This window comes from Peptoniphilus raoultii (genome assembly GCF_900099555.1).
GTDB lineage: Bacteria > Bacillota > Clostridia > Tissierellales > Peptoniphilaceae > Peptoniphilus_A > Peptoniphilus_A raoultii.
In genome coordinates, this window is sequence record NZ_FMWM01000002.1 from 1,251,516 (window position 1) to 1,278,515 (window position 27,000).

Here is a 27,000-nt window from a genome sequence, read left to right on the forward strand (position 1 = left end):
TTTATTTACCTCCAACACTTGCTCTTGAAGGTGTTACTGTAGTTTCCGTTGGCATATATACTGACTTGTACCAACCATCATAAGTTTCCTTTGTAGTCTCTTCGCCTGTTCTAGCCTTTACATTTCCATTTGGAAGTGGTCTTGCTTGGATAGATAATGTTTCTGGTTGAACTTCTCTTGATTCTTCATTAGTTTCTCCTTCGAGAGTAGGTCTTGCTGCTGAACAGTTATACATGACGTGACGGATTTTCTTTTGGTCTCCATCAAACTCAAATAACAGTGCAAAGTTTGCAGTTTCAGAGTTTGAAGACTCAATTAGAACTTTATTGGAGTCTGATTTTTCCATCAAAACATCCGTCCTAAAGGATTCTGGAATAAGAGCGATTTCTAAATCTCCATCATATCCCATATTATTTGAAATAGTGTAATATTCAATTCCATCTGCATAAAAGCTTTCAGGCTCTCCATTAGGATCCAATGAAATTGAAACAGCACCAGGCATTGGCACTGGTGTTTTATATTTAATAACGCCCTCTTCAGTTTTATCGAAGAGAGCGTAATGCACATTGCAAATATTAAACTTTACCTTATTTGCCATAATTGTTACCTCCCATAAATTGTAGTGAGTCAGCTCCATCACAATTCTCTTCGCTCCTTATCAGTCGCAGAGAATTGGATTGCGTGACATCTGACCTACCTTCCACTCGCAAGGCTCGTGGGGTTAGGTCATTAACATTACAAATATTAAATTTAACTTTATTAGCCATTTTTTACCTCCATAGTAAATTCATAGAGAACTTCATAAAGTCTTTCTGATTCAATCCAAACTTCAGATTTTTCATAATAGATTTTTTCCCTATCAAGTATCTCTTCTATTTTTTCTTCTAATTTTAAATCTTTCCTATCAGTGTAAAGTTCTAAGTCAATTTGAGTGTTCTTATAGAAAACTACTCCATCTGCACCAAAGTGTTTATTCTTTGGAAATAGATAGACCATAAATGGTGGATCTGGACTTTCTCCTTCAGCAAAGTGCGAGTATGCAAATGGAAGTCCCATATCTCCAATTATTTTTAATAGCCTATCCATCGTTTAGTTTCCTCATAATATTTTCTTCCAATTCTCTGATTCCTTTCTCCTCAGCTGGTCCAATGTGTGGCTTAGCAGATACTCTTCCTCCCTGCCTAAGAACATGACCTTTTTCAAGTAGATGAGCCAGTTGGTATCTATTTCTTGAGTGAACTACAAGTTCTATTGAGTTAGAAGTTTCTTTCATAGTTTTTACTGACCAAGATTTAGAATATTTCTTTGTTTCTCCTACAGGTGCATTTTCTTGTATGTCTTTTCTAATATTGCTACCAGCCTTTTTAACTTCCTTTTTGACTTCATCTGTTGCCATATCAGAATATTCTTCTAAGCCCTTCATTATTTCACTGGCTAGGTTTTCAATTTTTACATTCATCTACTCACCTTCCTACATCTAAACTTTATAAGTCTATTTTTGTAGTTCATAAAGTCAATTGAGATGATATTGTACTTTTCATCTTCAAATAGAATTCTGTATTCTGAAGTGTTAATATTCTTTAACCTATTTTGAAATCTTACAGTAAAAGAAATATCTGACCTATCTACTTCTATCCCAAGAAAAACTTCTTCTCCTTTACCTTGAAACGATATATAGGCTGAAGTTTCTAGATAATCCGTCCATACTGATTTATGGTTACCAATTCCATCCACCTCAATGTTTTTATTTTGAAAGGTTATTTTTCTATTTAAATCCGATATCTTCATTAGAATTCAGCCTTTCTCATTCCAAATAATAAAGCTCTTAGAGTTAAGTTTAATTCAGAATAGTCTGCCTCTTCTCTATGTTCATAAAGATAAGCAGTCATATAGAGGACTGCTATCTTTCCATTTGGATTTTTAGAAAGGTCTTCTTCACTATTAACCCTAGCAACATCCATTGAATGTTTGATTGATGATTGGATGAGAGATTCAATCATCTCATCCTCATCATCAAAATCCACTCTTAAATAGGACTTTGCCTCCTCAAGAGTAATCATAATCTACTCCTTAGGCAGTAGCACCTATTTTTAATAGTTTAACTGCCTCTTTTAAAACTAAGATTCCATCAACTCTTTCCTTACCTAAGAAACCAACCATGCCATTACCAGCAAATAGTTCCTTTAAGTCTTGGAAAGACCTGTTTCCTCTATCTCCAATCTTGTAATATGAAAAATCGCCAAAGGCTACTGCAAGTTTTCCTTTATCAGCTTTTGGAGCAAAGGCAGATGTATAGGCAGGATATCCTAAAAGTCTATCTGGTTCTCCATCCTTAAGTGATGGTTGCCAAATATATGCACCATTAACATCCTTAAGTTTTCTAATCTGAGCAACTGTTGCATCATTTAAAATGAAAGCTGCTCTCTTTCTATAAGGTCTGTCTAAAGAGTAAACTAAATCAATGAGTTCATCCGCATTAATTGTTTGAGCCTTTGTTGTTACCCCAAGTTCTCCACCTTTTTTAGAGTCAAAAATTCCTGTAGGTTTATTTACTCCATCGCCATTTAAGAAAGCGTCCTCTTCAGCATTTGCTAGTGCTCTAGTAAATTCTTCAGTGATGTATTTTTCTAGATTAAAGGCTGCATCATATAGAAGTTCTTCAGTAACTTTAATACCAACATGGAGTTTATGTGCATCAAGAGATACTTGGTCGAATGTACCATCTCCAAAGGTAAGTTTGCCACCTTCTTCAACCCATAGGGCTGCTGGCTTTGTAGCTGCAATATTGATTTTATGAAGTCCTGAAGTTTGAACTTTTGTAGCTAATTTTCTTACAATATTTTCATCTTCAAGACCATTTACGATATCTGCTTCCATTTCTTCTGGAACTAAATATCCACCACTTTCATCTGTTCCTACTTTTAATTCATTGGAAATATCTCTAAAGTTAGTTCTTAATGCCTTCATCATAGATTTCTTATAGACATTTCTTGCTCTCATTGGCTTTTCTTCTTCATTAAAAGTAGCAGGTTCATTTGTTAGTGCTTGAGTAGTAGGTTTTTCTAAGGTTTTATCCATTTCTTCTTCCCTCTTCTTTCTTTCGATTTCACGAGTGTAATTCTCGATAGTTTTTTCCAGCTCTTCATATGTCTTAAAGTCTTCATCAGACATTAGACCATTTTCATCTTTCTTAGATTCAGCAAATGCTTTTGCCTCATCCCAAGCCTTAGTTCTCTTTTCTAAAAGTTCTTTTAAGTTCATATAATTACCTCCAAGTATTTTTAATTTTGTTTAACCTTTCTTCTACCTCACTCATTGAATGAGTCTTTACTTCTTTATTTATCTTTGTTAAAAGTGAGTTTGTAACTGCTCGCCTTGAGAAGACCATGTTCGTAACTTTTTCATCTTTTCTTTTGTCAGTGAGAGTTCCATCACAAAAACCCATCTCAATAGCTTTGTTCTTATCAAACCAAGTCTCTCCATCCATTAGATTTGAAATCTCTTCTCTGGATAGACCTGTCTTAATCTCATAGGCATTGATGATTGATTCCTTGACTTCCTTTAACATGTCTATGGCTTTTTGCATCTCTTTTGAGTCGCCAATGGCTACAGTTAAGGGGTTATGAATCATCATTAATGATGTTGGACTCATCAATACTTCAGTTCCTGCCATAGCAATAACAGATGCTGCTGATGCTGCAAGTCCATCAATCTTTATGGTCACATTTCCTTTGTGCTCTAAAAGCATGGTGTAAATTCTTGATGCAGCTATACAATCTCCACCAGGGGAGTTGATCCACACAGTTATGTCTCCACTTTTATTTTTTAATTCTTCAAAAAAGAGCCTTGGCGTGATTTCATCATCAAACCAAGACTCTTCTGCAATAACTCCATCTATATAGAGTTCATTTGAATCCTTTTTCCAGTTCCAAAATATTCTATTGTTCTTCATTAGGACTTATCACTTCTCCTTTCTGCTGATAAAAACTACCTGCCTTATCAAGTGGTAGCATATTTCCATTTACTAAATAAAGGTCACCACCTTCTTCAGCTGATATCCTATCTAAATTTTCTAATTCTCTTATGTCATTTGCACTCATCCAACCATTCTGTCTTCCTACAGCATATCCATTCATTCTTGATTCATAGTCTCCTCTTAGAAGTCCATCAAGGTTGAATTTAATAAAGTAGGATTCCTTTTCTTTCTTTGTTAGTAGCGCTCTTTCCAAAGATTGCTCCCAACGAACAATCCAAGGATCAAGGGTGTATTTAACAAACTCAAGTGACTGTTGTTCTATATTTGAAAATGATGACTTCTCCAAGTCACCAATCATATGAGGTGGTATCCTGAATATTCTTGCTATCTCATTTAACTGAAACTTTCTTGTTTCCAAAAACTGGGCTTCACTTGGCGCAATAGCTATGGGTTGGTATTTCATTCCTTCTTCAAGTACAGCCACTTTGTTGGCGTTCTTAGGCCCTTGAAAGGCTGCATTCCATGACTCCCTTACTCTCTCTGGGTCTTTAATTATGCCTGGATGTTCTAAAACCCCACCTGGTTGTGCTCCATTTTGAAAGAAAGATGCACCATAATCTTCACAAGCCATAGCCATGCCTATAGCATTTTCAGCCATGGTAATTGGTGAGTAGCCAATAAGTCCATCAAAACCAAGTCCAGGTATATGAAGAACATCTTCTTTTAAGAGATAAACTTCTTCTGATTTGTGATTGTATTTATAGAAGATTTCTCCATCCTCACTTCTCATAACAGTCATTTTGTTTGGCATTAATGGATAAAGTCCAATGACCTCATTTCTTCCATTACGTATTATCTGAGCATAGGCATTACCCCAAAGTAATAGATGAGTCATTAGTGTTTCCCTAAATACAAATGAAGTCATTTCATCATTAGGTTCGTCATGTAATAAAAAATATATGACGTGGTCTTTTGCTTTTTCCTTTGAATTTGAGTCTCCTCTTTTATACAAATGAAGAGGAAGTCCTGCTAAGGTTTCAGCAAGAACTCTCACACATGAATAAACGGCTGTCATTTGCATAGCAGTAAATTCATTTACATTCCTTCCTGCTGTTGTTCTCCCAAATAAAAAAGACGATGAAGATATCCTCTCCCCGTCTTTAGGTTTGTCTCTCGACTTAAATATTAAATTTAAAATGTTTATATTACCACCTCCTTAAAAGTAGGTATGAAAAAAGCACCTACTTTTGTAGATGCTAATAGCTTTAAAATTTAATATACTTAGTTGCTCTACCGCTACCTAATTGTTTAATTAAGCCACTGTCTTTTAATTCTTTTAATGCTCTTTCTATAGTTCTTTGAGAAATGTCTGGGCAAAGTACTACTATATCTGATTTAGATAATGGTTCTAAGGAATTATCAAATATCTTCATCACTCTATCTGAAGAAGTTATAGATTTTTCTGCTATTAGTTTAAATCTTTCATCACACTGGCTATATGCTTTGTAGATGACCGAAAGCATATATCTTATAAATGGTAATTCATCACTCGTACCGTCATGCCAATCTTCACTTGAAGCTTGCAATTCTTCATAGTAAATATCTTTTGTCTCTTCAATAATCATTTCTAGTGAAATATATTTTCCTACAAAAAATCCATTTTTATAGAGTAGTAGCAGCGTTAATAGCCTTGACATTCTACCATTTCCATCAGCGAATGGATGGATACATAAAAAATCATGAATCACAGTTGGTATTAGAAGTAATGGCGGGATTTCTAAACTAACAGCTTCATTATAAGCCTCAATCATTCTATCAATATATATTTCTGTTTCAAAAGCTGATACAGGCTGAAATCTTACTTTTTTCTGACCAAGGGAATTTACTTCAACGATGCTATTATCCATTGTTTTAAATTTTCCTTTATGGCTTTCCCCTGAATAAGAATAAAGCCTATTGTGTAGGGTCAAAATATTGTTTTTTGTGAATTCTATATTGTCATAGTTTTCATGAATGATATCTAAAACTTCTCTGTAACCATATATTTCTTCTTCATTTCTATTCTTAGGTTCACTTTTTTTATTCATCAACTCTTCTAGTCTGGTATCATTTGTTGAAATACCTTCTATTGCATTAGATGATTTAGTGGACTGAATTTTTGCAACCTCTATCATTTTATCGAGAACATCGGAAAAATTAGCTACGTATAGCTCCTGTTTTCCTTTATATTCATAGATCTTTGATATTAAATCATACATTTTTGCAGGTATATTTAAATTTAAAAGCTTTGAATAATTAAATTCTCTCATGTTCTATCACCACCTTCCTCGCCATTATATCGTATATGGCGTATATAAATCAATGCTGGCGAGATTAATTTCGCCATTTTAATAAATTTGGCTATGATAAATCAAAAATAGCGAGATTAAAAAATAATCAATCCCCTATCATCATAAACCGACTCACTAGTATCATTGCCACACCTTATAGCCCTATCAAGAGCCATGATTGTAGCAATAACCCCATCTATCTTTTCTGTAGATTTTTCTTTATCTGCCTTAATGTTTCCAGCGGGATCTGTTCGAATAAAGATATTATCCATCATCCACCTTAGAACTGGATGACCTCCATGGGCTATTTTTCTTTCGAGAGTTAGTTTCATTAATTCTTTTGTTGGTGGAGACATGTCTTTAAATCCTTGACCAAAAGGAACAACTGTGAAACCCATTCCTTCTAAGTTTTGTACCATCTGAACTGCTCCCCATCTGTCAAAGGCAATTTCTCGGATGTTATATATATCACCTAAATCTTCTATAAATTTTTCAATAAAACCATAATGAACTACATTGCCTTCTGTTGTCTGAATATAGCCTTGCTTATGCCATAGGTCATAATTTACATGGTCTCTTTTTACTCTTAGGTCGAGATTATCTTCTGGCAACCAAAAGTAAGGAAGTATTTGATATTTATCATCTTCATCTATTGGAGGAAAGACTAAAACAAAGGCTGTAATATCTGTTGTAGATGAAAGGTCAAGACCTCCATAACAAACTCTGCCTTTTAGTTCTTCTTCATTAACAGCAAAATTACATAAGTCCCATTTTTCCATAGGCATCCACCTGATTGCTTGTTTGACCCATTGGTTAAGTCTTAGTTGCCTAAAGGCATTTTCTTCAGTTGGATTTTGCTTAGCCGATTCACAAGCTTGCCTTACTTTTTCTATAGGAACTGTAATTCCAAGAGACGGATTTGCCTTATGCCATACTTTTTCATCTGTCCAATCGTCTTCTCTGTCTGCTCCATAAATCACAGGATAAAAAGTTGGATCAGTTTTTCTTCTTTCTAAAATATCGACTGCCTTTTGGTGAGTCTCGTAGCATATTGATTTGGTGTCTGTTCCAGCAGTTGTTATGAGAAAATATAGAGGTTGGGTTCTTGCATCTCCTGAACCCTTAGTCATAACATCAAATAATTTTCTATTGGGCTGAGTATGAAGCTCGTCAAAGACAACACCATGAATATTAAATCCGTGTTTGGAATAAGCCTCTGCAGATAGAACTTGGTAGAAAGAATTGGTCGGTTTATATATCATTCTTTTTTGAGATGCTAGAATTTTTACTCTTTTAGATAAGGCTGGGCTCATCCTTACCATATCAGCTGCAACATCAAAAACTATAGTTGCTTGCTGTCTATCAGCAGCACAACCATAAACTTCTGCTCTTTCCTCTCCATCACCGCAAGTAAGAAGGAGTGCTACTGCAGCTGCAAGTTCTGACTTTCCCATTTTCTTTGGTATTTCAATATAGGCTGTATTGAATTGTCTGTATCCCGTATCTTTTACAATGCCAAATAAGTCTCTTATGATTTCTTCTTGCCAATCAATAAGCTTGAAGTCTTTACCTGCCCATCTACCTTTTGTATGTTTTAGGCATTCTATAAAGGTGACAGCATAGTCTGCTTTATTTTTATCATAGTGAGATGTAGGTAGCATAAATTTTGTTGGTTTATATTTCATTTGACCTCCTTCCTTGAAAAATAGGCATAAAAAATACTAGCCGTTAGCTAGTTCACTACGAGAAAAAGAGCCTTCGCTCAATTTCTTGATTTCTAATTATTTTGTTTTCCTAATTCATAGGCCTCTTTTAACATTTCTTTTAATGACCATACTGAAACTTCTAAAAAGTCTTCTGAATCATTGTTTCTTTTTTCTAAGTCTCCTCTTTCTTCTATTGCATAAGAATGTTTCTTGGCAATTTCTAAAAGTGCTTTATCTCTTTTTTCATTAATTCTTTTAGTGGCCTCTAAAAAGCATTGCCTTTTCAATTCTTGGTTTGTCATTTATCTCACTCCTCTTTTCTTATTCTTTTGGAGATTATCTATAAAGTCATCAAACCATTTCGCTCCAATCTCAAGTCTTATAATTGGAAGTCTTCCTAACTTGTTGTACTTTAAACTTACTATCCTTAAGTCTTCAGGAAGGTCGCTTTCGTAAAATTCGTTAATTGTTTTTCCCATTGTGATATAAATTGTGTCATCTTCAAGGTAGTCTTTTAAATAATCTTGGAAAGCTAAGTCTCCATTTTCTCCTTCATAAAGTCCAAGCATTGTAATTGCTGAAGAGTCGATTAACTCATTTAAATCTTCCTGTGTTTTCATGTATTTGTATGCCATATTTTTTCTCCTTATCTTTTTTTGTATGTACATATAACCGTACTGTCAAAAATAAGTCAAGTTAATTAAAGGATATAATGGCTATATTTCAACCTTTACTCGATACCTTTTCTATTCTATCAACCCTAAAAATTACATTTAAAGTTGAACCATTATCCCATTTTACTAGGATTGATCCAATAGCATCCACCCCATAAACTGTGCCTAAAGTTCCAACTGGAGGTGCTTGGTCATCTTCCATTTGGATTAGTTTTACTCTTGTACCTACTGGATACGTCTCTTTTAATTTTTGTATAATTTCCCTTGAAATCATCTAATCACCTCACATACATATATCACTTAATTCAAGATTTATATCAAGTCTTATTTGCAGTATTTATAAGTCTTTTGAAAATATATATAGCGCATGGAAGAGCAATTCCATTGCCCCACATTTTATATTCTGCAGAATCAGTATGAGGATTTTTAAGCCATTTTAGTATCTGCTTATCTGTTTTCTTCTTTTTAAGACCTTTTATTTCAGCATCCTTATCAAAAACTTCTCTCCAAAAGGACAAGTCCTCATCTGTTGGATTTTCTATTTCTAACTTATCACACCAGTAATCTGGGAACCCTTGTAGTCTTCCACATTCTTTTGGTGTTAGTCTTCTTACAAGTTTCTGATTTACAAGCGGTGGGTCTTTATAATCAGTAGCAACTAAAGAAGACGATATATTCTTGTCTGCTTTTGTAAAATGAGAATTCTTGCTCATGGTGTAGATATCCTCAACTATTGCAACTCCACCTTGATTTCTTGTAGGAGTATTCCCAGACGTGTCAATTGTTCTTGAAACATCACACTCGTAAATATTATGTCTTTCATTTTTAGTGTTTTCTGAAGTTTGTCTTATATCGTAGACTACAAATGGTTGGTTATTTCCACCTTGTCCTAAGTTTGATGCAAGTGTTTGTGTCTCTTTTAATGGTCCTTTATACCTTGAGTCTTGACTGTGATTTTCAAAAACGAATGGTGCAATTCCTCCACTTGCTCTCAAGGTTCCACTTTCATCAGAATAAAAATCCATCCTTTGACCACCTCGGTCATTTAAACAGATTGTTTTATTAAAGCTTTCTTTAATGGCTCTGGTATTTCTTTTCCCTTTCTCGCAGCCCTCTGAAGTATCCCCTGACATGCTTTTTTGCTCAAATAATATTTCTCTGGAACTTCCTCCATCAAGATCTGCGACAAGGAAGATTCTTCTCCTTCGTTGGGGTACTCCGAAGTATTTAGCATCAAGGACTCTCCAAGCAAGGGAAAAATTGTCTCCCAGGATTTCTCCTGCTTTTTCCCATTTCTTAGGTCGAGTAAGTTTAACTGTGGAATCCTTAATTCTTGTAATTTCTTCAAGGACGCATCTAAAGTCTTCTCCTTTGTTTGATGAAAAGGCTCCTGGCACATTTTCCCATAGTAGGTATCTTGGATACTTACCATTAGTTTTACACCTCATTTCTTTTATAACTCTAATTGCCTCATAAAAAAGGTTAGATTTTTTCCCTTCAAGTCCTGCCCTTTTACCAGCGATTGATAAATCTTGGCAAGGACTGCCAAAGGAAATGATATCAACAGGTTCGATTTCAGACCCGTCGATATCTTTTATATCTCCTAAATGCTTAACTTGAGGTAGGTTTTTCTGTGTAACTCTTATTGGAAAAGGCTCAACCTCCGAAGCCCACATAGGTTTTATTCCACAAAAAATAGCAGCTAAAGGAAATCCTCCACTGCCGTCAAATAGTGAACCTAACCTTAATTCTTTATTCATCTTCAATACCCCAGAAATCAAAAAATGCACTACTTGCTGCTAAATCAGCATATGGTGTGCATTTTTCAATAACCTTATTTTCTATCCATTTTGGAATAAAATCAACTTTATTATATTGTCCAAAACCACCAAACAAACACTTCATGGCAATATTTCTAGCTTTTACAGCATCATCAAATGTATCGTAGTAGCCCAAGTGAATATCTTTGCCACTAATTTTTATTCTTGCTCTAAACTTATTTCTTGGTTTATAGAAACTTACTCCAACAACTCCAGAAGTATTATTTTTTTGCAAGCCTTGATTTATTTGATTCTGCTGATGAGTGCAATACCTTATATTACAGGTTCTATTATCTAGAGTATCCATGTTAATGTGATCTATCTCAAAACCATCTATGTGAGGAAATAAATAATCATGTAGGACTCTACCTTTTGAATCCATCATGTACATATTTTCATAGCCTTGCCTACAATAATAAAAATTTACATTTTTTATTTCATTAACTCTATTTGCATCTAGTTTGAAAATTACACCGTCTTCAGTTTCTCCTAAAGCAATACCAGAGTCTTCAGATAAATAATATTTTATGTTACTCATCTTTTAGAACCTCCGAATACTTGTATTCTTTACCTTCTCTTAGAAGTTTTATCTCATCATCACTACCTACTAAATTCAAATATCTTTTAACTGCTACATCAACAAATTTAGGTTCTATTTCTATTCCATAGCAGATTCGATTAAGCTCCTCACAGGCAATTAATGTAGATGCACTTCCTAAAAATCCATCAAGGACTAAGCCATTTGTTTGAGTTGATTGCTTTATTAAATAAGCAATAAGTGGTACTGGTTTTGATGATGGATGACCACATCCTTCTTTTTCAGAATCTTTAATTCCATCAAATTCAAAGACTGCTGTTTGCTTTTGATCTCCATACCAGTTATGTTTTCCATCTTTTCTCCAACCAAAGATAATAGGCTCCATATTAAATTTCCAATCTGTTCTCATGAAAGGAGCTCTTGGTTTTTTCCAAATAAGCCCTGCACCAACTTTAAAGCCTGCATCTTCAAAAGCATCATAGAAAACTCTAGCTTTCATAGTTGCATAGAATTCATAAATTGATGCATCCTTAGCCATTGCGTCTTTAAAGTTTGTAAAGACCTTCATCAAAAATTCATAGGCCTCTTTATCATTTAAGTTGTCATTTTTAATCGTTCCCGATTTATTTTTTAATTCAACAAAATATGGTGCATCGGTACATACTAAATTGACCTTTGTATCATTTAGCAGCTTTTCAAAAGTATCCCACTGAGTAGAATCTCCACAGATAACTTTATGTCGACCTAGAGTCCAAATATCTCCTTCCTTGGAAAAAATAGGCTTTTTAAGTTCTTCTTCAACATCAAAGTCATCTTCTTCAGCCTCTACGCCAAGGTCAAAGATCGAAGATAATTCTTCAGTTGAAAATCCTGTAAGCTCTACATTAAATCCATAATCTTCTAGGGATTCAATTTCAACTCTCAATAGTTCTTCATCCCAGCCAGCATCAAGACTTAGCTTATTATCAGCAAGTACATATGCTTTTCTTTGTGCCTCTGTAAGATAATTTTCTAATATGCAAGGTACTTTTTTAAGTCCAAGTTTCTTAGCTGCAAGAAGTCTGCAATGCCCAGCTGTGATTACATTGTCATCTGAAATTAGGATTGGGTTTAAAAATCCAAATTCTTTTATTGATGCAGCTACCTTATTTATTTGTTCGTCAGTATGTGTTCTAGCATTATTAATATATGGGATGAGTTCATCTACATTTTTTAATTCATATTGTAATAGTCCTTCTTTCATCAGATGAACCCCCACTTTGCAAATTCCTCAAAACCACCAATAGAGTTAATGTAGTTTCTAGCAATTTCTACAATTTCAGAATATGGTCTACCATCAACAGTTTCATCTCCAATTGCACAGGATAATTCAATCTCTCTTTTCTCTTCTTGTGCCTTTAGGTGGGCATAAATATTAATTGATACATCAGCCTTGGATAGGTCTTTACCATGAATACCTCCACCCGTTACTGCTCGTCCCATATCAGAGCCGAGTTTTCTATTAGTTGCTCCAGTATCAACATTATATCCTCCAGTCCAATCTCCTAATGGATTTACGGTTGCTCTAGGATAAATCGATTTTAAAATTTCTGTTGGTACATTTGACTGACAGATGATGAGTTTATCTCCATCAAGGATGTATTTCCCATCGTAGGGATAATTAGAATAAATTTCACGAGCAATTAAAGATAGTTTCTTTTCTTCATCTGATGTGGGTACTCCCTTAAAAATTCCATTGTCACCACATCTTATCTTTTCTTTTTGATTATTTGAAAGTTGGATATCCTGCTCAACTATTTTAATATCTGCTATGACATCTCCTGCTATTCTCCTAATCGCTTTTTCAATTTCTTTTTTATTTAGATTACAATCTGTTTCAATAATTACATGACAATTTCCATGCCCCAGCAAAACTTCAACTGCTATTTTAGGATTATCTTTTTCTTTATATGCTAAATCTACAATTGCACCAGCAATACAATCTGCTTGTTTGTCAGGGTGCTTTGGATTTACTTTTTCAAACATTTAATCACCTTACTTTCTACTCCTTAGTAATTTTTCCATCATATCTTCCCCATAGTCTTCATAAACTTCTGTGCAGTTTTCTTTAACTATGTCATAAATCTCGTACCATAAAAGGTTGGCTGTCTTTTGAAATTGTGAAGACATCTGTACAAATGGAGATGCAATAACTCCTCCTGTAGTAGGATGCTTTCCTAATAGTCCAAATTGACTTATTGCCTCTTCACATTGAATGTATCTTGCAAAAGCCTGAGAGTAAGATTCTAGTAGTCTTGGATTTACTAAGTTCTCACAGTTTCTCTGTTTTAACCATCCCCATGTCTCTTTGTATATTTCGTCAGCACCAAGTGGTATTCCATTCTTTTGCTTTGCTGATAGATAGTCACTAGGTGTTGGCATATCGGTTCCATCAAGAACTGCTCCATCTGGTAAATCAACTGCATCTATTTCTTCTGGAGTGAATGTTGGAATATCATTCATTAATATTTCTACTTTTTTACCTTTTTCTATTTTTTCAGCAGCAGGCTGTGGTTTCCCTCCTGCTTTTACTCTTCTCCCACCTCTATATGTTCCGTCCTTAGCGATACTATCACCTCCTAGTTGTTTTATTTCTTTTCTCATGTATGTTATTGACTTTGACTAGTTCTATGTTATAATTAATTTAACAGAACCTCTCCACGCTTAATGTAGATTTTCTACATGCGGACCACGGAGAGGGCTTTTTTATATTAAGGAGAACTTATATGACATTAAAACCTGCTTTAAACTACGAAGATCAAATTACCAAATTAAAAATTGACCATAACTTAAAAATCAAAGATGAAGTTTATGCAACAGAAATTTTGAAAAAAGTAAATTATTATAGACTTTCAGGTTATGGTATTGGTCTTAAAAAATATAATAATAAAGAGCACTATAAGGATCATATTACTATCGAGCATCTCTTTAATCTTTATTGCTTTGATAGCCAATTTAAAAACAACCTCATTAGAACTATTGAGCAAATTGAAATAGAGCTTAGAACACAAATTGCTTATCATCTAGCTATGACGTATGGTTCCGATGTACTTATGCACGAAGATAATTTTATTCATAAAACGAATAAAAAAGGCCAAACCATATATTCCATCATAAATGAGAATCTGAGCAACGAAGTTGACAGGCAAAAGAATAAACCATTTGTTAAACACCACCTAAAAAAATATGATGGAAAGTTTCCAATCTGGGTATCCGTTGAACTCATGTCTTTTGGAAATTTATCTTCTTTGTTTAGTATTCTTAAGGATGAAGATCAAAAAGAAATTTCTAATTATTACAACACAGATCCTAAATATTTAAAAAATTGGATTCTATGTCTCGTTGAAGTAAGAAATATTTGTGCCCATTACACTCGACTTTATAATATGCCTTTAAAAGAAACTCCCCGCCTTTATTCTGAAAACGAACAATATAAGGGCAAGCAAAATAAAATATTCCCCATTCTTTTAATCATAAAGAGAATTTTAAACTCAAACGACCAATGGGAATCCCTTTTAAAAGATTTAGAAAATACCTTTAATAAATACCAAGGATACTTCAACTATAAATTTATGGGTTTTCCTCCTAATTGGAAAGATGTTCTTTAATACCCCCTTTGAACCCGTTTTTTTGTGCGTGAGAGGGCGGCACCGTTGGTAGGAAAATCAATCGTAGAGATTAAGACTCCCCCTCCCCTCGGAAAACTATCCTCCAAACCTATCTCCACTCTTTGCATGAATCTTTGAGTGACAAGATTTACAAAGACTCATAAGATTATCTTCGTCATTAGTTCCACCAAGTGAAAGAGGAAGTATGTGATGTACTTCCTCTACCTTTGTCATTCTATTTTCTTTTAAACACATCTCACAAAGTGGATGCTCTGCTACATATCTTTTTCTTATAAGTCTCCATGCTTTTCCATAACGCTTATGAGTTTTAGGATCTCTTTTATATTTTTCATAGTTTCTGTTGTATTCTTTCTCATGTTTCTTGCAGAATCGTCCATCAACTAATTCAGGACAACCTGGATGTGAACATGGTCTCTTAGGTTTTCTCGGCACTTTATCACTCCATAAAGAAAGCCTTGAAGATTAAATCTCCAAGGCTCTTTTAATTATTCTTTTGCTATTTTAATAATACTACAACTCCATAGTGACATTCTATGACATTTCATGACAAGGTTTGATTAGCTTTGAAGTTTCTTTTAACCCCAGATTGTGAAGTCTATGAATATGTCTAATATCGTAATTCATATCCACTGCTATCTTCTCCCAAGTCTCATAACAAAGATATCTTTTTTCAAGGATAACTTGAAGTTCCTTATTTTGAATCTGTTTGATTGTTCCAACCATCTCTGCTTTCAAATCTACAAGTTTATCTATATCTCTATTAATCTCTTCTTGGAGATCTACAATCTTTACGATAGTATCTTCAAGTTTTGATGGTCCTCTATTAGGACTCTTAGGCATATCTGATAAGGTCGATGTAGCTTTTGTTGCTAGAGCGTTGAGTGATTCAACTTGCTCCAGCTTTGAGTTTATTCTCTTGTCTAAATAAAAAGCTTGTTTTAAATATTCTTTTGCATTCATTTCTTACCTCCATAAGTATTGAGGTAAGTTCTCTATAGAACCTCTACTCATTTTAGATTTGCTTTTACTGCATCAATGAGTGCAGCTTGTGTTTTATTTTTATTTTCCAATGCCTTCATCACATCTTCATCAATAGTTCCTTTAGCTAGAATGTGATGAATCACAACTGTTTCTTTTTGTCCTTGCCTATAAAGTCTGGCATTGGTTTGTTCATAAAGTTCTAAGGACCAAGTGAGAGAAAACCAAATAAGTGTTGACCCTCCAGCTTGTAGGTTAAGTCCATGACCAGCAGATGCTGGATGAATAATAGCTACTAGAATATTACCTTTATTCCATTCTTTAAAGTCCTCACTTGTCTTAAGTTCTCTTACATCAAACTTATCTTTTATTCTTTTCAAATCTGACTTATACCAATAAGCAATAAGAACAGGCTTACCATTTGCCCCTTCTATTAAATCTTCCAAGGCATCAAGCTTTCTATCATGAATATGAATCATATTTTTATCTTCATCATAAACAGAACCCGATGCCATTTGAAGTAACTTATTAGAAAGTGCAGCAGCATTGACTGCATCTATATCTTTATCCTTAATACTAACAACCAAGTCTTTTTTTAAGGTTTCGTAGATATCTCTTTCTTTATCTGATAGATTTACAAAGACTTCATTGTTTATCTTCTCTGGCATTTTTAGGTAATCTTCAGCTTTCATAGAAACTGTGATATCTGATATCTTTTCATAGATTGCATCTTCAGCAAAAGGAAGTGGCTTATAGGAATAAATGATTGGTCCGTTTCTCTTATCTGGTTTGAAGTATATTTCCCTGTACTGACCAATAAATCTACCAAGTCTCTCTCCCATATCAAGCAGTCTAAACTCAGCCCATAAATCCATTAGTCCGTTAGATGATGGAGTTCCAGTAAGACCAACTATTCTTTTTACCTTTGGTCTAACTTTCATCAAAGCTTTAAACCTCTTTGACCTATGAGATTTAAAGGATGATAGTTCATCAATTACGATCATGTCGTAGTTAAAGGGTATTTCACTCTTATTTATTAGCCAGTCTACATTTTCTCTATTGATTAGATAAATATCTGCTTGTTCTTCTAATGCTTTTATTCTTTCTTTTTCACTTCCTATTGCTACTGAATATTCTAAGATATCAAGGTGAGACCATTTTTCTATTTCTTCCTTCCAAGTGTCCCTGGCAACTCTTAGTGGTGCTATGATTAAAACTTTAGAAATTTCAAAAGAATCAAAGAGTAAGTCTTTTATGGCGGTTAGACTTATAACCGTCTTACCGAGACCCATGTCAAGTAGAAGTGCTGATTCTTTGTTTTCTTTTATAAATTCAGTAGCATAGTTTTGGTATTTATGTGGAGTGTATTCCAATTAGTCACCTCCGATTCTTTTTATTATTTCGTCAATGTTTTCTTTGGAATCAAGAACATAAACCTTAAAACCTAACTTTTTAAATTGTCTTATTCTTTTTTTCTGAATTGGTCTTGGTTCTCCTCCAGGTCTTTTTGTTTCCACAAATCCTATCTTTCCTTTAGGAAGAAGTATTAACCTATCTGGTATTCCCGTCATTGAAGGAGATGTAAATTTAAGACAAAGACCACCATGGAGTTTTACCTTGTCGACTAAGGCTTTTTCTATTTCATTTTCTAACATATAAACCTCTATTTTTAGCCATTGTGCAAGTCGTGAAACTCTATTATATAACCTTTATATATAACTAAAATTTAATTTACTTACTATATAATAGTTATATATATGACATTCACGACCTGCACTTCTTGTATTTTTACACAAAATCTGACTTTAATTTAAGTCCATTAATCACAATTCCTTGATTAGTTTTTCTCCTCATAAATCCATTGGATGAAAGAGCAGAATAAAAATCTGTTGTAGACCTTACATAATCTCCAGTTCTTAAACAATAGGCTCTATATTCTTGATAGACTTCTCCAGACTTTTCTTCATAGGATGAATCAAGCTCACAGCACTCATTTAAGAAATGCTTGAACCAGTTATTCGATTCTTTATATTCATTGATGGCATCTGCTACTTTTTTAGGTAGGCTGAATTTAAAATCTTCATCAATAGCCTTTTTAGCGCCTTCGATTAACCACTTGAGAACTGCTCCCCCAGCCTTATCTACTAAATAATCAGTGTAGTTTTTAATATCACTACTACCCTCTATCTTTGCCTCAAACGGAATTACAATAAGTCTTCTCCAGGTTCCTTCATCTAAGGCACCCACCTTTGGTAGGTGGTTAGTATATAGGACAAGGGTATGAGAGGGTATGAACTTGAATGGATCTCGATATTTTTTCTCTGCTACAATTTCATCTGTAGAACAAAGCTGTTTTACATTTGAAGTATTTAGCCTTAGTCCTTCTTGAAGTTCAGCTGCAATTAAAAGTCTTTTACCTCTTGTTTCAGCAAGTTCAGGTTTAGCATTTCTCTTAGAATTAACAGTAAGAATATCTGCTGAGATTGACCCACTATATAGATTTAGAACTCTTGAGATAGTATTCCAAAAAGTGGACTTCCCATTTCTTCCATCACCATAAGCTATAATTAGAGCCTCGATATAGACCTTTCCGATTAGAGAAATCCCTGCAACTTTCTGCACGTATTCTATAAGTTCACTATCTTTTACAAAAAATGTACCCAAGGCATCAAGCCATATATCCATATTTTCATCACTTGGATCTACAGATGTTTCTTTTGTTATATAGTCTTCTGCCTTATGGTCTCTACACTCTCCAGTTTTCAAATCTACTGTAAAAGATGGTGTATTAAGCAAAAATTCATCCGTATCAAGGTCTCTTTGATCTATTTCGAGCATTGGTTTTGATTCTTTTAAAGTTGCATGGATGGCTCTGGTGTCCCCTCGTTTAACAGCATATTTCTTATATGCTTCTAAAGAAATAAGTTTATAGTATAGAGATTTCTGATTGTCATTAAAAGATGCCAAGGCTTTCTTCTCACTCATAGAAGACATTGCTTCTCTAACACCAGATTTCTTTATTTCTTCTTCCATTTTTAGAAACTCGTTGTCTATTTCTGCTAGTTGCTTTAGAACCAATTCTTGAGAACATCCTTGTGCTTTTAGTTCAGATTCCTCCCAGTAGGAGTCGTTGTACACAAGAAAACCTGTAGAAGGAGAAAAACGAATTCTATCTTGGTATTCTCTTACAAAAACTTCTGCTTGACCTATGTCTGAAAATTCAGATGGTCTCAAATTTATGCCTTCAGTGTATTCTTCAGGTGGAACATAATCTTCACTTGCAGCTACCTTTTTATAGAATTTACAAGCTGACCTCCAGATTTGTTCTAGTTCATCATCTGAAAGTGGTGGTGAGCAAAGACTAGCTTTTTTATCGAATAATTCTCTTGCCTCATCTGTATTTCCATATCGAATTAGAACCCTACCAGCAAAATGGTTCATAGTTGAATTTCTAGAGCCTTGCTGAATTAAGTCTTGAGAGTTATCGAAGTCTTCAAAGTCATCTTTTAGAATATCAGTTATATATTTCCTTCCCCTAACTATTTCAACAGCAGGGTTCTTTACTCCAAAGAAAAACCTCGCTCCATCTAGGGCATTTCCATCAAAGAAAGCATAGGTCTCCGCCAGCCTTTCTTTTATGCCTACATATTCATCAAGATTTGTTGCATTTGGGATTGGAAAATATATGTGCATCCTTGGTCTTGCAGCTTTTCCATTTTTTTCTTTTCTATGGTTTCTGCTGTAAACTATGGCAAATTTAACTCCGTCAAATATTCTCTTTAAATCATTAGATGAAATCCAATCATCTGGATTTTCTGAATGGTCGTTGTCTATATCCATGGGAACACATTCCGACTCTATAAAATTATCGTTGGATCGATAGGAATTTTTATACTTAGCCATTACATGATCAAAACTTGCTGCTTTCTCAAAAGACCTTACATCTACTGCATTAATCTCATTTGGATAAACACAGTTTGACTCCACTCCTATTAAATTTGAGGTGTATATTTTCAATTAGGCTACCCCCTTTATATAGCGAATCTTCATTTTTCTCTTCTCAGCAACTCTTATTTCTTCAGCCATTCCGGGACTTATATAGTCACCAAAGACCCATACTTCTTCACATTTTCCAAGAAGGACATAATTAAAATGCATGGCAAGTCTTCTCTCACTTTCATCACTCATAAACTGAGGAAATAAAAGATGTGGTGCTATTGGTATATTTCCTTTATCCAAGGCATAGCGAGAATACTTCTTTGCCTTGATTACATTATTTTCTACATCTCCAGAAAATGGACTGCAGATATATACCAGGGGATAGTATCTCTTCTCTGCATTTTTAATTGCTTGATAAGGAGTGGGATCCTTGCACCCACTCCTGTTGTATAGTTCTTTATTCATAAATATCCCTCATTGTTTCACTACAAGTATTACAGCAAACTTGAGTAGAAAATAAATCTCCTTCTTCCAATACTTCAAATAAATCTACTCGAACTTCTTTTCCGCACTTTGGGCAAGTGCAAAAGACATTCTCATCATTTATTTCAATGCTTACTTCCATAGCATCATTTATTTTTTCTTTAACATAAAACATGAATAAACCTCCTTAGTCTTTCTTATAAAATTCGCTTTCAAATCCATCTGCATCTAAGATAAGTCCATTCGCCCATTCTGGAACAACGGACACAATTTGATTTACTTCCTCGATATTAGATGAATCACTTTCTATAACAACTTCGTCATGAATATGCATGACGATATTAAATCCTTTTTCCTCAAGTCTCATCATAGTCTCAGCTAAAATATCTCTTGCGATGGCTTGAACTATGTTTTCTACAAATTTTCCACCATAGGATTCAATCTTGTCCCACTTGTTTCCTACTACGATTCCCTCATAGACAATTGATTCTCCACCAAATCGATTCATCCCGATTTTTGCTTTTGGATAAGCAAGTCTTCTTTTTGAAGGAAGTTCTATAAAAAGAATGCCTTTTTCATAGCTAATAACTAGGTTCTTGTATTCTTCTTTACTTCTAGTCTTTACAATTCTTTTTACGACAGAATCTATATCCCACCACAAGCTTACGATGTTAGGATTAGCCTCTCTCCAAGAATCGACTATTGATTGAAGTTCGTCTTCAGATAAACCCATCTCAATTCCACCCATTGCTTTAAGAGCTCCCAATGCCCCTTGATAACCACAGGCCAAAGTCGCTATCTTTCCTTTTTGTCTGAGATGACCATTTACTCCATGCTTTTCAACTGGCATTCCAAACATCCTTGATGCTGTTCTGCAATAGATATCTTCTCCATTTTCAAAAGCGTCCAGTACCCATTGTTCTCCTGCAAGCCATGCAAGAACACGAGCCTCTATTGCTGAAAAGTCTGAAATAATAAATCTAGTGCCTTCTTTTGGTATGAAGGCTGTCCTTATTAATTGAGATAAAACATCAGACGGGGATTCATAGAGGATTTCCATAGTTTCGTAATCTCTATTTTTTACAAGATTTCTAGCTAGGTCTAAATCTTTTAGATTGTTTCTCCTTAAGTTTTGGACTTGAATAAGCCTGCCTGAATATCTTCCAGTTCTATTTGCTCCATAAAATTGGATCAGACCCCTTGCTCGATTATCTTTTCCTTTTACATTTTTCATAGCATCATATTTTCTAACTGAAGACTTAGATAATTCCTGTCTAAGTTCCAGCACTTCTTTAATATCTCCTTCTGCATTTTTAAGAGCAGACTCTACATCTTTCTTAGCTAAAGAATCTATCTCTAAGCCTTTTTTATTAAGCCATTCTTTAAGCTGTAAGGGAGAATTTGGATTCTCAAGGTTAGTTAACTCTATGGCTCTATCCATGTTTTCTTCTCGTAAGATTTCATCAAATTTAATAGCTGAATCAACTAAAACTTCATCAATTAAAATTCCTCTGCCGTTGATGTTTTGGTCTATCCAGTAGTTTTCCCATTCTGATTGAGGCATAGGGAATGCTGATAATTTTTTCTTAATCGCCATTTCTGTTTCCACATCTCTTTTGTTATATTCCTTAAATGTAGACCACTTTTCTAAATCATGATGTGGTAGATTTCTTGTCCTCATACCATTTGTCTTAGTTGGTTTACAAGGAATAGAAAAATATCTAATAAGGGCCTTGCCTTCATTCATCTTTTGCTTATCAAGTTTCAAAACCTCTCCTACTTTTTCAAGCGATAGAGGTAGACCAAGATAGGCCGACCAAATCATGGTGCAATACCAACCTTGAGGTTTTAGTCTCTTACCTAAAAACCTAGATAGACACACCCTTTCAAAGTTTGCATTAAAGGCCCACTTTTCTATACTTTCATCACTAAGTGCTGACAATATTTCTTCAGGAATAATCTCTCCACTTACCAAATCTAAAACCTGCACTTCTCCATTATCTATAGAATAGGCAAAGAGGAGGATTTCAAAATCCTCACTCTCGGCATATTTGTATACACCACTTTTGCCTAAATCAACTGAAGAATAGGTCTCAAGATCTATGGACAATTTCTTCATAGCTATCACTAAGCTTTGTTAATTCTGCTAAATTATTTTTTCTATCTTCTTTTATTTGTTTTTCTATTTTTCTGATATCTCTATCTAGTTCTTTTAGCTGAGCTTGTAAAAATCCAAGCTTATACCATAAAAAGGACCAAATAGCTAAAACTATCGCTGTAATTAAATAGTCCATTTCTACCTCCTATGCTAAGAAATCTTCATCATCATCGTCCATAGCATCGAAGTCATCTGCTGCATTAGACCTATTTCCTAGAGGTTGACCATCTCTTAGTTTTTGAATATTTCCGAGGCCAACGGCCACTCCTTTATTCCCATTTACATTGTAGGCGTAGAAGTTAAGGGATACCCTTGCATAAACTCCTGAGTAGACTTCACTTCTATCAAGAATAGGTTCTACATTTCTGTCCACAATTTGAGGTGCTGTCATAGAGTTAGCATTTAAGAAGTATGCGTCAGCATAAGCCTCATCATCTTTTTCTGTGTCACCATCCCTTAATGGAAGTTTGATAGCTTTTTTATTAGGTTTTTTTCCATTGAATTTAGAAAGTCCTTCATCAATAGCAGCATCTACTGCTTTTTCAATCTTCTCAATTGTCTTTTGGTCGCTCTTTGGAATAATGACAGATACTGAGTATCTTTCTTTGCCACCATTGATTGACTTTGGCTCCCAAACATTCGCATAGCTTAATCTAACTTCACCAGTAATTACTTTTGTTTTATTCATATTTGACATATTATTTACCTCCGAATTCTTCTTTAACATTGTCAATTTTTACTTCTTCTCGCTTGTCATCAATGCTAACTAGGGTTAACTTTCCTTTTGGTTTTTCTAATAAGTCAGTGATATTTTCATCAAAGACTTTTTTACCTAGTAACTTAGTCATAGCTGTGATGCCAAGTAACTTCTCTTCAAAGGGATTAAATCCCAGTTCTTTTACTTTTTTTACAACTTCATCTTCATCTCGGTATTTTCTATTTGACCTGCCTTCGACAAGTTTTAGGTTCTTCCATCTATGGCCCTTCATTGCTCTTTCTAAAGCATAGGCCTTGATATCTTTGACCCATTGTTCCAGTTCGTCTAGTTTTGGTAGAATCTCTTCAATTTCATCATCAGATAGTTCTGGTGGTAGGGTAAATTCTTCTTGTGCTAGTTTCAGGTTTTCTTCCGCTCTTTTCCTACATTTATTCTTAGCTTTGCAAAAGATGCACCATTCTCCACAAGAGAATTCCCCCTCGCCTTTATATGCTTTCTCAGCAATCTCTCGTATGGTTTCTCCCCACTCATATAGTTCTATCTTCTTAATTTCATAAGTTGAGATATTGCATCTTCTTGGTTGATATATATGAAGAATTACTTTCTCAATATCATAAATTCCATCGAAGAGAGTCAGAGTACCAAGTCCATATAACATGAGTTGTGAATTCTCTTTAGCATCTACTAAAACTCCTTGACCATACTTTAGATCTATTACATGAAGTTCTTTTCCTCCAACAACTACACAGTCAGCTGTACCAAAAGACTCCTTAACATATTCTGATAGGTCAAGCCTTTCTTCTACAAATACGGCTGGGCTTTCATAACTACTTATTACTTCTGTTACATATGAGGCATATCCTTCAGTTAACTCATCCATTTCTTCATCATAAAAATCCAAATCTTCAGTAGGATCTTTGAGATCCAAGCCTAATAACTTCTTTAGTTTATATTCTGCTAAGGCATGAGCTGAGGTGCCTTCAAGGGCATAGGGACTAACTTCATCTTCATATTTTTCAGAAAGCCTAACGCTTGGTGGACAGTGGATCCAGCGTGAACTACTTGATGCAGATAATATTGCGTGATCACCCATCAGAGTTTCTCCACATCTGCTATCAAGTCTTCATAGTTACTTGGTTCAATCTCAGATAACTTTTTAGCTCCATACTTTTCTAAAAGTTCTCTTATCTTAGCTGTATGACCTAATCTTGATTTATCGGCTAGTATCTTTCTAACATCTTCAATCTCATAGGTCTTTTCATTTTGTTTTACTTCCTCTTTAGGTAGTTCCTCATCACTTTCTAGTGCTGTGAGAAGGATGCCTATACTAGATGCAAGATTCTCTGCATCTTCTTTGATTTCCATTAGTAGCTTTATTCTTGACACTTTTTTCTCCTTTCTCTGGTTGCATTAATTCCATAGCTATCTTCTTGGCAACAATTGAGATGGCTATTAAACTTTCTGCCATCTGTTCGTTTTTTACTAAGTCCACTTTGTTCCTCCTTTCACACTCCTTGGGACATTCATTAAATTTTTGAGTAAGATTTCTCCTCTCATACTCCTTAGGACATTTGCCTTCATTTTGAGTAAGTTGTATCTCCTCACACTTCTTAGGACATCCTGTTTGTATTTGAGTAAGACTTCTTCCCTCATATTCCTTAGGACATCTAGTAAGTTTTTGAGTAATTATTTTTTCCAAGGTCTCAATTTCTCTTGAATCTTTGGTAAATGCTTATTTTTGATGTTATTAACTGTTTTTTGGGATATTCCTACTACTTCTGCGACTTCTCTTTCTTTCATTTCGTAGAGAAAAAGTAGTTTTAGAACTTTTTTATCTCTTTCAGAAAATTCACTAATGACTTCTAAGAATGCTTCTTCTAGAAGTTTGTACGTTACTATGTCCTCAGTATTTTTAACGCTAGTTACTTCAAAGTCGTATTCTTCTTCAGCAACATCAAGGGATAAGGGAAGACCATATTCTTTTGTTTCGACAAATCCTGTTTCTAAGCTTCCTGCTTGGACGTAGTTTCCATTTTTCTCAGCCGCTGTTTTAATTCTTTCTTTATCCTGTAGCCCTTCTAAATTCTTGTAGGCTCTTTGGATTCTCTTTTTTTCTCTCCAGATTGGTTTCATATATTCTTTGTAGACTTCTTCACTAACTTCGATTTCTTTGCCATTTATTTCTAAATATCTTTTCTTTGCCATCTTTTGCCTCCTTGCAAAATCTCTAGATCCGCAAGAAGGCCATCCGTAAAAACAAAAAAAGACGGCAATAGAAAACCATGGTTTGGTTTTCCGACTGCCGTCTAGCGTTCTTGCGGATATCTTTTACTTATTTAAAATTTTAATTTCGCCTTTAACTACATAGGCTATGGTTGTACTTTTACCTCGTCTGATAGTTAGCTTTTTCTTGTCTTCACTAATATCACAGACTCTTTTTCCTTCTTTGTTCCTTATTTCTATAGGATCACCTCCTTAGTATATAAAAATAGCCAGATGAGTTTCCTTCGAATACTCATCCGGCTATTTGATAGTTACATTTACTTCTTTGCTCGGTATGGTTTTTTCTTATTTTTGTTTGATATTTCCAGTGTTGAGATTTTCCCACAGTGTGGACATTTTGCTGCTATCTCTATTTTCTCTAAAGGAATTCTTGATACATCAAAAAATCTCTTTTTACAGACTGGACATGCCATTTGTTCCATAATACCTCCTTATCTTTCCTTGTTAGCTTCTTTGCTAATTTCTTTCTTAAAAAAATATAGCTAAGCTATATTTTAAAAACTAAATTCGTTATATAGTTCTTTTGTTAATTCAAAGTCATTAGGAGCATAGCCTAATACTTTTAATCGAACTAATGCTGCTGTTTTTGATACTTGGAATTGCTCTGATACTTTCATGATGAAATCAAATAGATAAGTTTCATCCTTAATGTGCTTATCATAACCTAGATAGTATAGATACTTTATAATCGCTTTTTTATTCATCAAAAGACAAGAAGCAAATGTATTCGCCTGCCATTCTATTGTATCCATAAATCCCCAGCGTTTATTTTTCTTCTTATTAACATCGCCAGTTCGACAAGCTAGTGAAGCAGGCTTTTCTTCTTCATTAAAAAAAGATAGTTGGTTTGGATCTCTATAGAATACACACGGATGGATTACTCCATGTCCACATTCATGAGCTAGGGTAAACCTTCTAAACCCCTTATCTCTTGGATTGTCTAATTGTTTATCTATTAGAATAGTATTGGCTCTATCTGTTAGATATTCTAATTCCCATTGTCCCGTTTTTATATTTGGCATTAGGCTTTTCATTGTTCTTATTACTTGGTCATCATTAAAGACCATCATTCCTGCATAGCATCCGTTGTTAGATAAGTAGGCATACTCCACATTAAATCCTAGATCAAATTCTGCCAGTCCTTCAATATCTACTGCTTCAAAATTTTCGATTGCAGATGGACAATATTTGTTGAGAATATTTTCAGTCAGTTCTTCAATTTGATGTAAAGTAATAAATGGAGCACCTGTACTCGATTTACTAAAATTGTATTGATACATGCCTACCTCTCTTTTTCAATTTCTTCAATGAATTTTATCCATTCTTCTTCTTTAACATCTAAGTCTCTAGCCTTTCTCAAAGCTACACTTACACCTTTAGTCTTTAAAATATACTCTGGCAAATCAGGTGCCACCGTATTTCTTTGCTTTCCAGCTAAATCCATCATAATGGATGATTCTTCTTCATCCAAGTTTAATATTTTAGCAATTTGGTTCAACCTCTCTAAGTCAAAGGAATCTCTTTTTCCTTTCTCTACATCGCTTAGATACGGTGAGGAAATATTAAGCCTGTCCGCCATATCCTTTAAGGTGATTCTTAAATCCTTTCTCTTCTGAGAAATAAAATTCCCAAAAGTCAGTTCGTGATTGTTCATGATTACCTCCTATTACTTTATTAGCTAATCTGCTAATATAAAATATTATACATCTTTGTTTTTCTTAAGTCAATA

Annotated in this window: 36 protein-coding genes; 1 reads left to right on the plus strand and 35 read right to left on the minus strand. The window is 34.4% G+C overall.

Annotated features, from left to right (window positions below; all coding sequences use genetic code 11):
• Window position 1 precedes the first annotated feature (1 nt).
• The 18 genes from BQ4446_RS06050 to BQ4446_RS06140 all read right to left on the minus strand — a co-directional run bounded on the left by BQ4446_RS06050 (window position 2) and on the right by BQ4446_RS06140 (window position 13,687).
• Window positions 2-598, minus strand: coding sequence for a major tail protein (locus BQ4446_RS06050; RefSeq protein WP_008901312.1), 597 nt, complete (start codon window positions 596-598; stop codon window positions 2-4).
• 161 nt (window positions 599-759) lie between these two features.
• Window positions 760-1,086 carry a hypothetical protein gene (locus tag BQ4446_RS06060; RefSeq protein WP_071027559.1) on the minus strand — a complete coding sequence of 109 codons (327 nt, stop codon included), beginning with the start codon at window positions 1,084-1,086 and terminating at the stop codon, window positions 760-762.
• Complete coding sequence (locus BQ4446_RS06065; RefSeq protein WP_002834872.1) at window positions 1,079-1,459, minus strand: HK97 gp10 family phage protein; 381 nt, start codon at window positions 1,457-1,459, stop codon at window positions 1,079-1,081. The genes BQ4446_RS06060 and BQ4446_RS06065 overlap by 8 nt, the downstream gene beginning before the upstream one ends.
• Entirely contained in the window at window positions 1,456-1,788 is a 333-nt protein-coding gene (locus tag BQ4446_RS06070) for a phage head closure protein (RefSeq protein WP_071027561.1), read from the minus strand. Before BQ4446_RS06070 ends, BQ4446_RS06065 begins: the two co-directional genes overlap by 4 nt.
• Entirely contained in the window at window positions 1,788-2,060 is a 273-nt protein-coding gene (locus BQ4446_RS06075) for a head-tail connector protein (RefSeq protein WP_071027563.1), read from the minus strand. Before BQ4446_RS06075 ends, BQ4446_RS06070 begins: the two co-directional genes overlap by 1 nt.
• A 10-nt stretch (window positions 2,061-2,070) precedes the next feature.
• Entirely contained in the window at window positions 2,071-3,261 is a 1,191-nt protein-coding gene (locus tag BQ4446_RS06080) for a phage major capsid protein (RefSeq protein WP_071027565.1), read from the minus strand.
• A 4-nt stretch (window positions 3,262-3,265) separates the two neighbouring features.
• The gene (locus tag BQ4446_RS06085) at window positions 3,266-3,952 is read right to left on the minus strand and encodes a head maturation protease, ClpP-related (RefSeq protein WP_071027567.1); all 687 of its coding nucleotides are present in this window, start codon (window positions 3,950-3,952) and stop codon (window positions 3,266-3,268) included.
• Window positions 3,939-5,180, minus strand: a complete 1,242-nt coding sequence (locus BQ4446_RS06090) for a phage portal protein (RefSeq protein WP_071027569.1) — start codon at window positions 5,178-5,180, stop codon at window positions 3,939-3,941. The genes BQ4446_RS06085 and BQ4446_RS06090 overlap by 14 nt, the downstream gene beginning before the upstream one ends.
• A gap of 61 nt (window positions 5,181-5,241) precedes the next feature.
• Window positions 5,242-6,285: a Fic family protein gene (locus BQ4446_RS06095; RefSeq protein WP_070699882.1), complete on the minus strand. Its 1,044-nt coding sequence runs from the start codon at window positions 6,283-6,285 to the stop codon at window positions 5,242-5,244.
• Between the two features lie 116 nt (window positions 6,286-6,401).
• The gene (locus tag BQ4446_RS06100; protein WP_071027571.1) at window positions 6,402-7,991 is read right to left on the minus strand and encodes a terminase large subunit; all 1,590 of its coding nucleotides are present in this window, start codon (window positions 7,989-7,991) and stop codon (window positions 6,402-6,404) included.
• Window positions 7,992-8,083: 92 nt separating this feature from the next.
• Window positions 8,084-8,314 (minus strand): DUF6900 domain-containing protein, encoded by a 231-nt coding sequence (locus BQ4446_RS06105; protein ID WP_083329050.1) that lies wholly within the window; start codon window positions 8,312-8,314, stop codon window positions 8,084-8,086.
• Window positions 8,315-8,647, minus strand: coding sequence for a hypothetical protein (locus BQ4446_RS06110; protein WP_019131826.1), 333 nt, complete (start codon window positions 8,645-8,647; stop codon window positions 8,315-8,317).
• An 88-nt stretch (window positions 8,648-8,735) separates the two neighbouring features.
• Complete coding sequence (locus BQ4446_RS06115; RefSeq protein WP_071027573.1) at window positions 8,736-8,960, minus strand: DUF4314 domain-containing protein; 225 nt, start codon at window positions 8,958-8,960, stop codon at window positions 8,736-8,738.
• A gap of 43 nt (window positions 8,961-9,003) precedes the next feature.
• Window positions 9,004-10,446: a DNA cytosine methyltransferase gene (gene dcm / locus BQ4446_RS06120; RefSeq protein ID WP_071027575.1), complete on the minus strand. Its 1,443-nt coding sequence runs from the start codon at window positions 10,444-10,446 to the stop codon at window positions 9,004-9,006.
• The gene (locus tag BQ4446_RS06125) at window positions 10,439-11,044 is read right to left on the minus strand and encodes an HNH endonuclease (protein WP_071027577.1); all 606 of its coding nucleotides are present in this window, start codon (window positions 11,042-11,044) and stop codon (window positions 10,439-10,441) included. Before BQ4446_RS06125 ends, dcm begins: the two co-directional genes overlap by 8 nt.
• Window positions 11,037-12,287, minus strand: coding sequence for a site-specific DNA-methyltransferase (locus BQ4446_RS06130; protein WP_071027578.1), 1,251 nt, complete (start codon window positions 12,285-12,287; stop codon window positions 11,037-11,039). The genes BQ4446_RS06125 and BQ4446_RS06130 overlap by 8 nt, the downstream gene beginning before the upstream one ends.
• Window positions 12,287-13,069 (minus strand): S-adenosylmethionine synthetase N-terminal domain-containing protein, encoded by a 783-nt coding sequence (locus BQ4446_RS06135; RefSeq protein WP_071027580.1) that lies wholly within the window; start codon window positions 13,067-13,069, stop codon window positions 12,287-12,289. The genes BQ4446_RS06130 and BQ4446_RS06135 overlap by 1 nt, the downstream gene beginning before the upstream one ends.
• A gap of 9 nt (window positions 13,070-13,078) precedes the next feature.
• A complete protein-coding gene (locus tag BQ4446_RS06140; protein WP_071027582.1) occupies window positions 13,079-13,687 on the minus strand; it encodes a P27 family phage terminase small subunit in 609 nt (202 codons plus the stop codon).
• 122 nt (window positions 13,688-13,809) lie between these two features.
• On the opposite strand from BQ4446_RS06140, the gene BQ4446_RS06145 reads away from it, so the two are divergent.
• Window positions 13,810-14,691 (plus strand): Abi family protein, encoded by an 882-nt coding sequence (locus BQ4446_RS06145; RefSeq protein ID WP_019192403.1) that lies wholly within the window; start codon window positions 13,810-13,812, stop codon window positions 14,689-14,691.
• A gap of 96 nt (window positions 14,692-14,787) precedes the next feature.
• Here BQ4446_RS06145 and BQ4446_RS06150 read toward each other — a convergent pair whose 3' ends face one another.
• From BQ4446_RS06150 to BQ4446_RS06225, 17 genes are all read right to left on the minus strand, one after another.
• The gene (locus BQ4446_RS06150) at window positions 14,788-15,144 is read right to left on the minus strand and encodes an HNH endonuclease (RefSeq protein ID WP_071027584.1); all 357 of its coding nucleotides are present in this window, start codon (window positions 15,142-15,144) and stop codon (window positions 14,788-14,790) included.
• A gap of 99 nt (window positions 15,145-15,243) precedes the next feature.
• Window positions 15,244-15,672 carry a hypothetical protein gene (locus BQ4446_RS06155; RefSeq protein WP_071027586.1) on the minus strand — a complete coding sequence of 143 codons (429 nt, stop codon included), beginning with the start codon at window positions 15,670-15,672 and terminating at the stop codon, window positions 15,244-15,246.
• 47 nt (window positions 15,673-15,719) lie between these two features.
• Window positions 15,720-17,063 (minus strand): DEAD/DEAH box helicase, encoded by a 1,344-nt coding sequence (locus tag BQ4446_RS06160; protein ID WP_071027588.1) that lies wholly within the window; start codon window positions 17,061-17,063, stop codon window positions 15,720-15,722.
• Window positions 17,064-17,345, minus strand: a complete 282-nt coding sequence (locus BQ4446_RS06165) for a VRR-NUC domain-containing protein (RefSeq protein WP_019192408.1) — start codon at window positions 17,343-17,345, stop codon at window positions 17,064-17,066.
• Window positions 17,346-17,478: 133 nt separating this feature from the next.
• On the minus strand, window positions 17,479-19,707 hold the full coding sequence (locus BQ4446_RS06170) for a phage/plasmid primase, P4 family (RefSeq protein WP_071027590.1): 2,229 nt from the start codon (window positions 19,705-19,707) through the stop codon (window positions 17,479-17,481).
• Window positions 19,708-20,094: a DUF7768 domain-containing protein gene (locus tag BQ4446_RS06175; RefSeq protein ID WP_071027592.1), complete on the minus strand. Its 387-nt coding sequence runs from the start codon at window positions 20,092-20,094 to the stop codon at window positions 19,708-19,710.
• A complete protein-coding gene (locus BQ4446_RS06180; protein ID WP_071027594.1) occupies window positions 20,087-20,287 on the minus strand; it encodes a hypothetical protein in 201 nt (66 codons plus the stop codon). Before BQ4446_RS06180 ends, BQ4446_RS06175 begins: the two co-directional genes overlap by 8 nt.
• A 12-nt stretch (window positions 20,288-20,299) precedes the next feature.
• Entirely contained in the window at window positions 20,300-22,231 is a 1,932-nt protein-coding gene (locus BQ4446_RS06185; RefSeq protein WP_071027596.1) for a DNA polymerase, read from the minus strand.
• Window positions 22,206-22,406 (minus strand): hypothetical protein, encoded by a 201-nt coding sequence (locus BQ4446_RS06190; protein WP_002834902.1) that lies wholly within the window; start codon window positions 22,404-22,406, stop codon window positions 22,206-22,208. Before BQ4446_RS06190 ends, BQ4446_RS06185 begins: the two co-directional genes overlap by 26 nt.
• Before the next feature lie 9 nt (window positions 22,407-22,415).
• Window positions 22,416-22,967 carry a DUF2815 family protein gene (locus BQ4446_RS06195; RefSeq protein WP_019125147.1) on the minus strand — a complete coding sequence of 184 codons (552 nt, stop codon included), beginning with the start codon at window positions 22,965-22,967 and terminating at the stop codon, window positions 22,416-22,418.
• 1 nt (window position 22,968) lies between these two features.
• Window positions 22,969-24,081 carry a DUF2800 domain-containing protein gene (locus tag BQ4446_RS06200; protein ID WP_071027597.1) on the minus strand — a complete coding sequence of 371 codons (1,113 nt, stop codon included), beginning with the start codon at window positions 24,079-24,081 and terminating at the stop codon, window positions 22,969-22,971.
• Window positions 24,081-24,374, minus strand: coding sequence for a hypothetical protein (locus BQ4446_RS06205; RefSeq protein ID WP_071027601.1), 294 nt, complete (start codon window positions 24,372-24,374; stop codon window positions 24,081-24,083). The genes BQ4446_RS06200 and BQ4446_RS06205 overlap by 1 nt, the downstream gene beginning before the upstream one ends.
• Window positions 24,316-24,687: a hypothetical protein gene (locus BQ4446_RS06210; protein ID WP_071027602.1), complete on the minus strand. Its 372-nt coding sequence runs from the start codon at window positions 24,685-24,687 to the stop codon at window positions 24,316-24,318. Before BQ4446_RS06210 ends, BQ4446_RS06205 begins: the two co-directional genes overlap by 59 nt.
• On the minus strand, window positions 24,675-25,193 hold the full coding sequence (locus tag BQ4446_RS06215; RefSeq protein ID WP_071027603.1) for a sigma-70 family RNA polymerase sigma factor: 519 nt from the start codon (window positions 25,191-25,193) through the stop codon (window positions 24,675-24,677). Before BQ4446_RS06215 ends, BQ4446_RS06210 begins: the two co-directional genes overlap by 13 nt.
• A 335-nt stretch (window positions 25,194-25,528) precedes the next feature.
• The gene (locus tag BQ4446_RS08420) at window positions 25,529-25,693 is read right to left on the minus strand and encodes a hypothetical protein (RefSeq protein WP_002834910.1); all 165 of its coding nucleotides are present in this window, start codon (window positions 25,691-25,693) and stop codon (window positions 25,529-25,531) included.
• Window positions 25,694-25,765: 72 nt separating this feature from the next.
• Window positions 25,766-26,551, minus strand: a complete 786-nt coding sequence (locus tag BQ4446_RS06220) for an ImmA/IrrE family metallo-endopeptidase (RefSeq protein ID WP_071027604.1) — start codon at window positions 26,549-26,551, stop codon at window positions 25,766-25,768.
• Between the two features lie 2 nt (window positions 26,552-26,553).
• Window positions 26,554-26,925, minus strand: a complete 372-nt coding sequence (locus BQ4446_RS06225; protein ID WP_071027606.1) for a helix-turn-helix domain-containing protein — start codon at window positions 26,923-26,925, stop codon at window positions 26,554-26,556.
• Between the last annotated feature and the right edge of the window lie 75 nt (window positions 26,926-27,000).

Excerpts from the sequence above, each read along its gene's own strand:
- BQ4446_RS06225 (WP_071027606.1), bottom strand. The coding sequence starts at position 26,925 with ATGAACAATCACGAACTGACTTTTGGGAATTTTATTTCTCAGAAGAGA.
- BQ4446_RS06060 (WP_071027559.1), bottom strand. The coding sequence starts at position 1,086 with ATGGATAGGCTATTAAAAATAATTGGAGATATGGGACTTCCATTTGCA.
- BQ4446_RS06220 (WP_071027604.1), bottom strand. The coding sequence starts at position 26,551 with ATGTATCAATACAATTTTAGTAAATCGAGTACAGGTGCTCCATTTATT.
- dcm (WP_071027575.1), bottom strand. The coding sequence starts at position 10,446 with ATGAATAAAGAATTAAGGTTAGGTTCACTATTTGACGGCAGTGGAGGA.
- BQ4446_RS06145 (WP_019192403.1), top strand. The coding sequence starts at position 13,810 with ATGACATTAAAACCTGCTTTAAACTACGAAGATCAAATTACCAAATTA.
- BQ4446_RS06180 (WP_071027594.1), bottom strand. The coding sequence starts at position 20,287 with ATGTTTTATGTTAAAGAAAAAATAAATGATGCTATGGAAGTAAGCATT.
- BQ4446_RS06070 (WP_071027561.1), bottom strand. The coding sequence starts at position 1,788 with ATGAAGATATCGGATTTAAATAGAAAAATAACCTTTCAAAATAAAAAC.
- BQ4446_RS06085 (WP_071027567.1), bottom strand. The coding sequence starts at position 3,952 with ATGAAGAACAATAGAATATTTTGGAACTGGAAAAAGGATTCAAATGAA.
- BQ4446_RS06115 (WP_071027573.1), bottom strand. The coding sequence starts at position 8,960 with ATGATTTCAAGGGAAATTATACAAAAATTAAAAGAGACGTATCCAGTA.
- BQ4446_RS06215 (WP_071027603.1), bottom strand. The coding sequence starts at position 25,193 with ATGGCAAAGAAAAGATATTTAGAAATAAATGGCAAAGAAATCGAAGTT.
- BQ4446_RS06095 (WP_070699882.1), bottom strand. The coding sequence starts at position 6,285 with ATGAGAGAATTTAATTATTCAAAGCTTTTAAATTTAAATATACCTGCA.
- BQ4446_RS06105 (WP_083329050.1), bottom strand. The coding sequence starts at position 8,314 with ATGACAAACCAAGAATTGAAAAGGCAATGCTTTTTAGAGGCCACTAAA.
- BQ4446_RS06100 (WP_071027571.1), bottom strand. The coding sequence starts at position 7,991 with ATGAAATATAAACCAACAAAATTTATGCTACCTACATCTCACTATGAT.
- BQ4446_RS08420 (WP_002834910.1), bottom strand. The coding sequence starts at position 25,693 with ATGGAACAAATGGCATGTCCAGTCTGTAAAAAGAGATTTTTTGATGTA.
- BQ4446_RS06175 (WP_071027592.1), bottom strand. The coding sequence starts at position 20,094 with ATGAATAAAGAACTATACAACAGGAGTGGGTGCAAGGATCCCACTCCT.
- BQ4446_RS06080 (WP_071027565.1), bottom strand. The coding sequence starts at position 3,261 with ATGAACTTAAAAGAACTTTTAGAAAAGAGAACTAAGGCTTGGGATGAG.
- BQ4446_RS06185 (WP_071027596.1), bottom strand. The coding sequence starts at position 22,231 with ATGAAGAAATTGTCCATAGATCTTGAGACCTATTCTTCAGTTGATTTA.
- BQ4446_RS06075 (WP_071027563.1), bottom strand. The coding sequence starts at position 2,060 with ATGATTACTCTTGAGGAGGCAAAGTCCTATTTAAGAGTGGATTTTGAT.
- BQ4446_RS06065 (WP_002834872.1), bottom strand. The coding sequence starts at position 1,459 with ATGAATGTAAAAATTGAAAACCTAGCCAGTGAAATAATGAAGGGCTTA.
- BQ4446_RS06135 (WP_071027580.1), bottom strand. The coding sequence starts at position 13,069 with ATGTTTGAAAAAGTAAATCCAAAGCACCCTGACAAACAAGCAGATTGT.
- BQ4446_RS06130 (WP_071027578.1), bottom strand. The coding sequence starts at position 12,287 with ATGAAAGAAGGACTATTACAATATGAATTAAAAAATGTAGATGAACTC.
- BQ4446_RS06110 (WP_019131826.1), bottom strand. The coding sequence starts at position 8,647 with ATGGCATACAAATACATGAAAACACAGGAAGATTTAAATGAGTTAATC.
- BQ4446_RS06140 (WP_071027582.1), bottom strand. The coding sequence starts at position 13,687 with ATGAGAAAAGAAATAAAACAACTAGGAGGTGATAGTATCGCTAAGGAC.
- BQ4446_RS06155 (WP_071027586.1), bottom strand. The coding sequence starts at position 15,672 with ATGAATGCAAAAGAATATTTAAAACAAGCTTTTTATTTAGACAAGAGA.
- BQ4446_RS06165 (WP_019192408.1), bottom strand. The coding sequence starts at position 17,345 with ATGTTAGAAAATGAAATAGAAAAAGCCTTAGTCGACAAGGTAAAACTC.
- BQ4446_RS06195 (WP_019125147.1), bottom strand. The coding sequence starts at position 22,967 with ATGTCAAATATGAATAAAACAAAAGTAATTACTGGTGAAGTTAGATTA.
- BQ4446_RS06125 (WP_071027577.1), bottom strand. The coding sequence starts at position 11,044 with ATGAGTAACATAAAATATTATTTATCTGAAGACTCTGGTATTGCTTTA.
- BQ4446_RS06190 (WP_002834902.1), bottom strand. The coding sequence starts at position 22,406 with ATGGACTATTTAATTACAGCGATAGTTTTAGCTATTTGGTCCTTTTTA.
- BQ4446_RS06200 (WP_071027597.1), bottom strand. The coding sequence starts at position 24,081 with ATGGGTGATCACGCAATATTATCTGCATCAAGTAGTTCACGCTGGATC.
- BQ4446_RS06050 (WP_008901312.1), bottom strand. The coding sequence starts at position 598 with ATGGCAAATAAGGTAAAGTTTAATATTTGCAATGTGCATTACGCTCTC.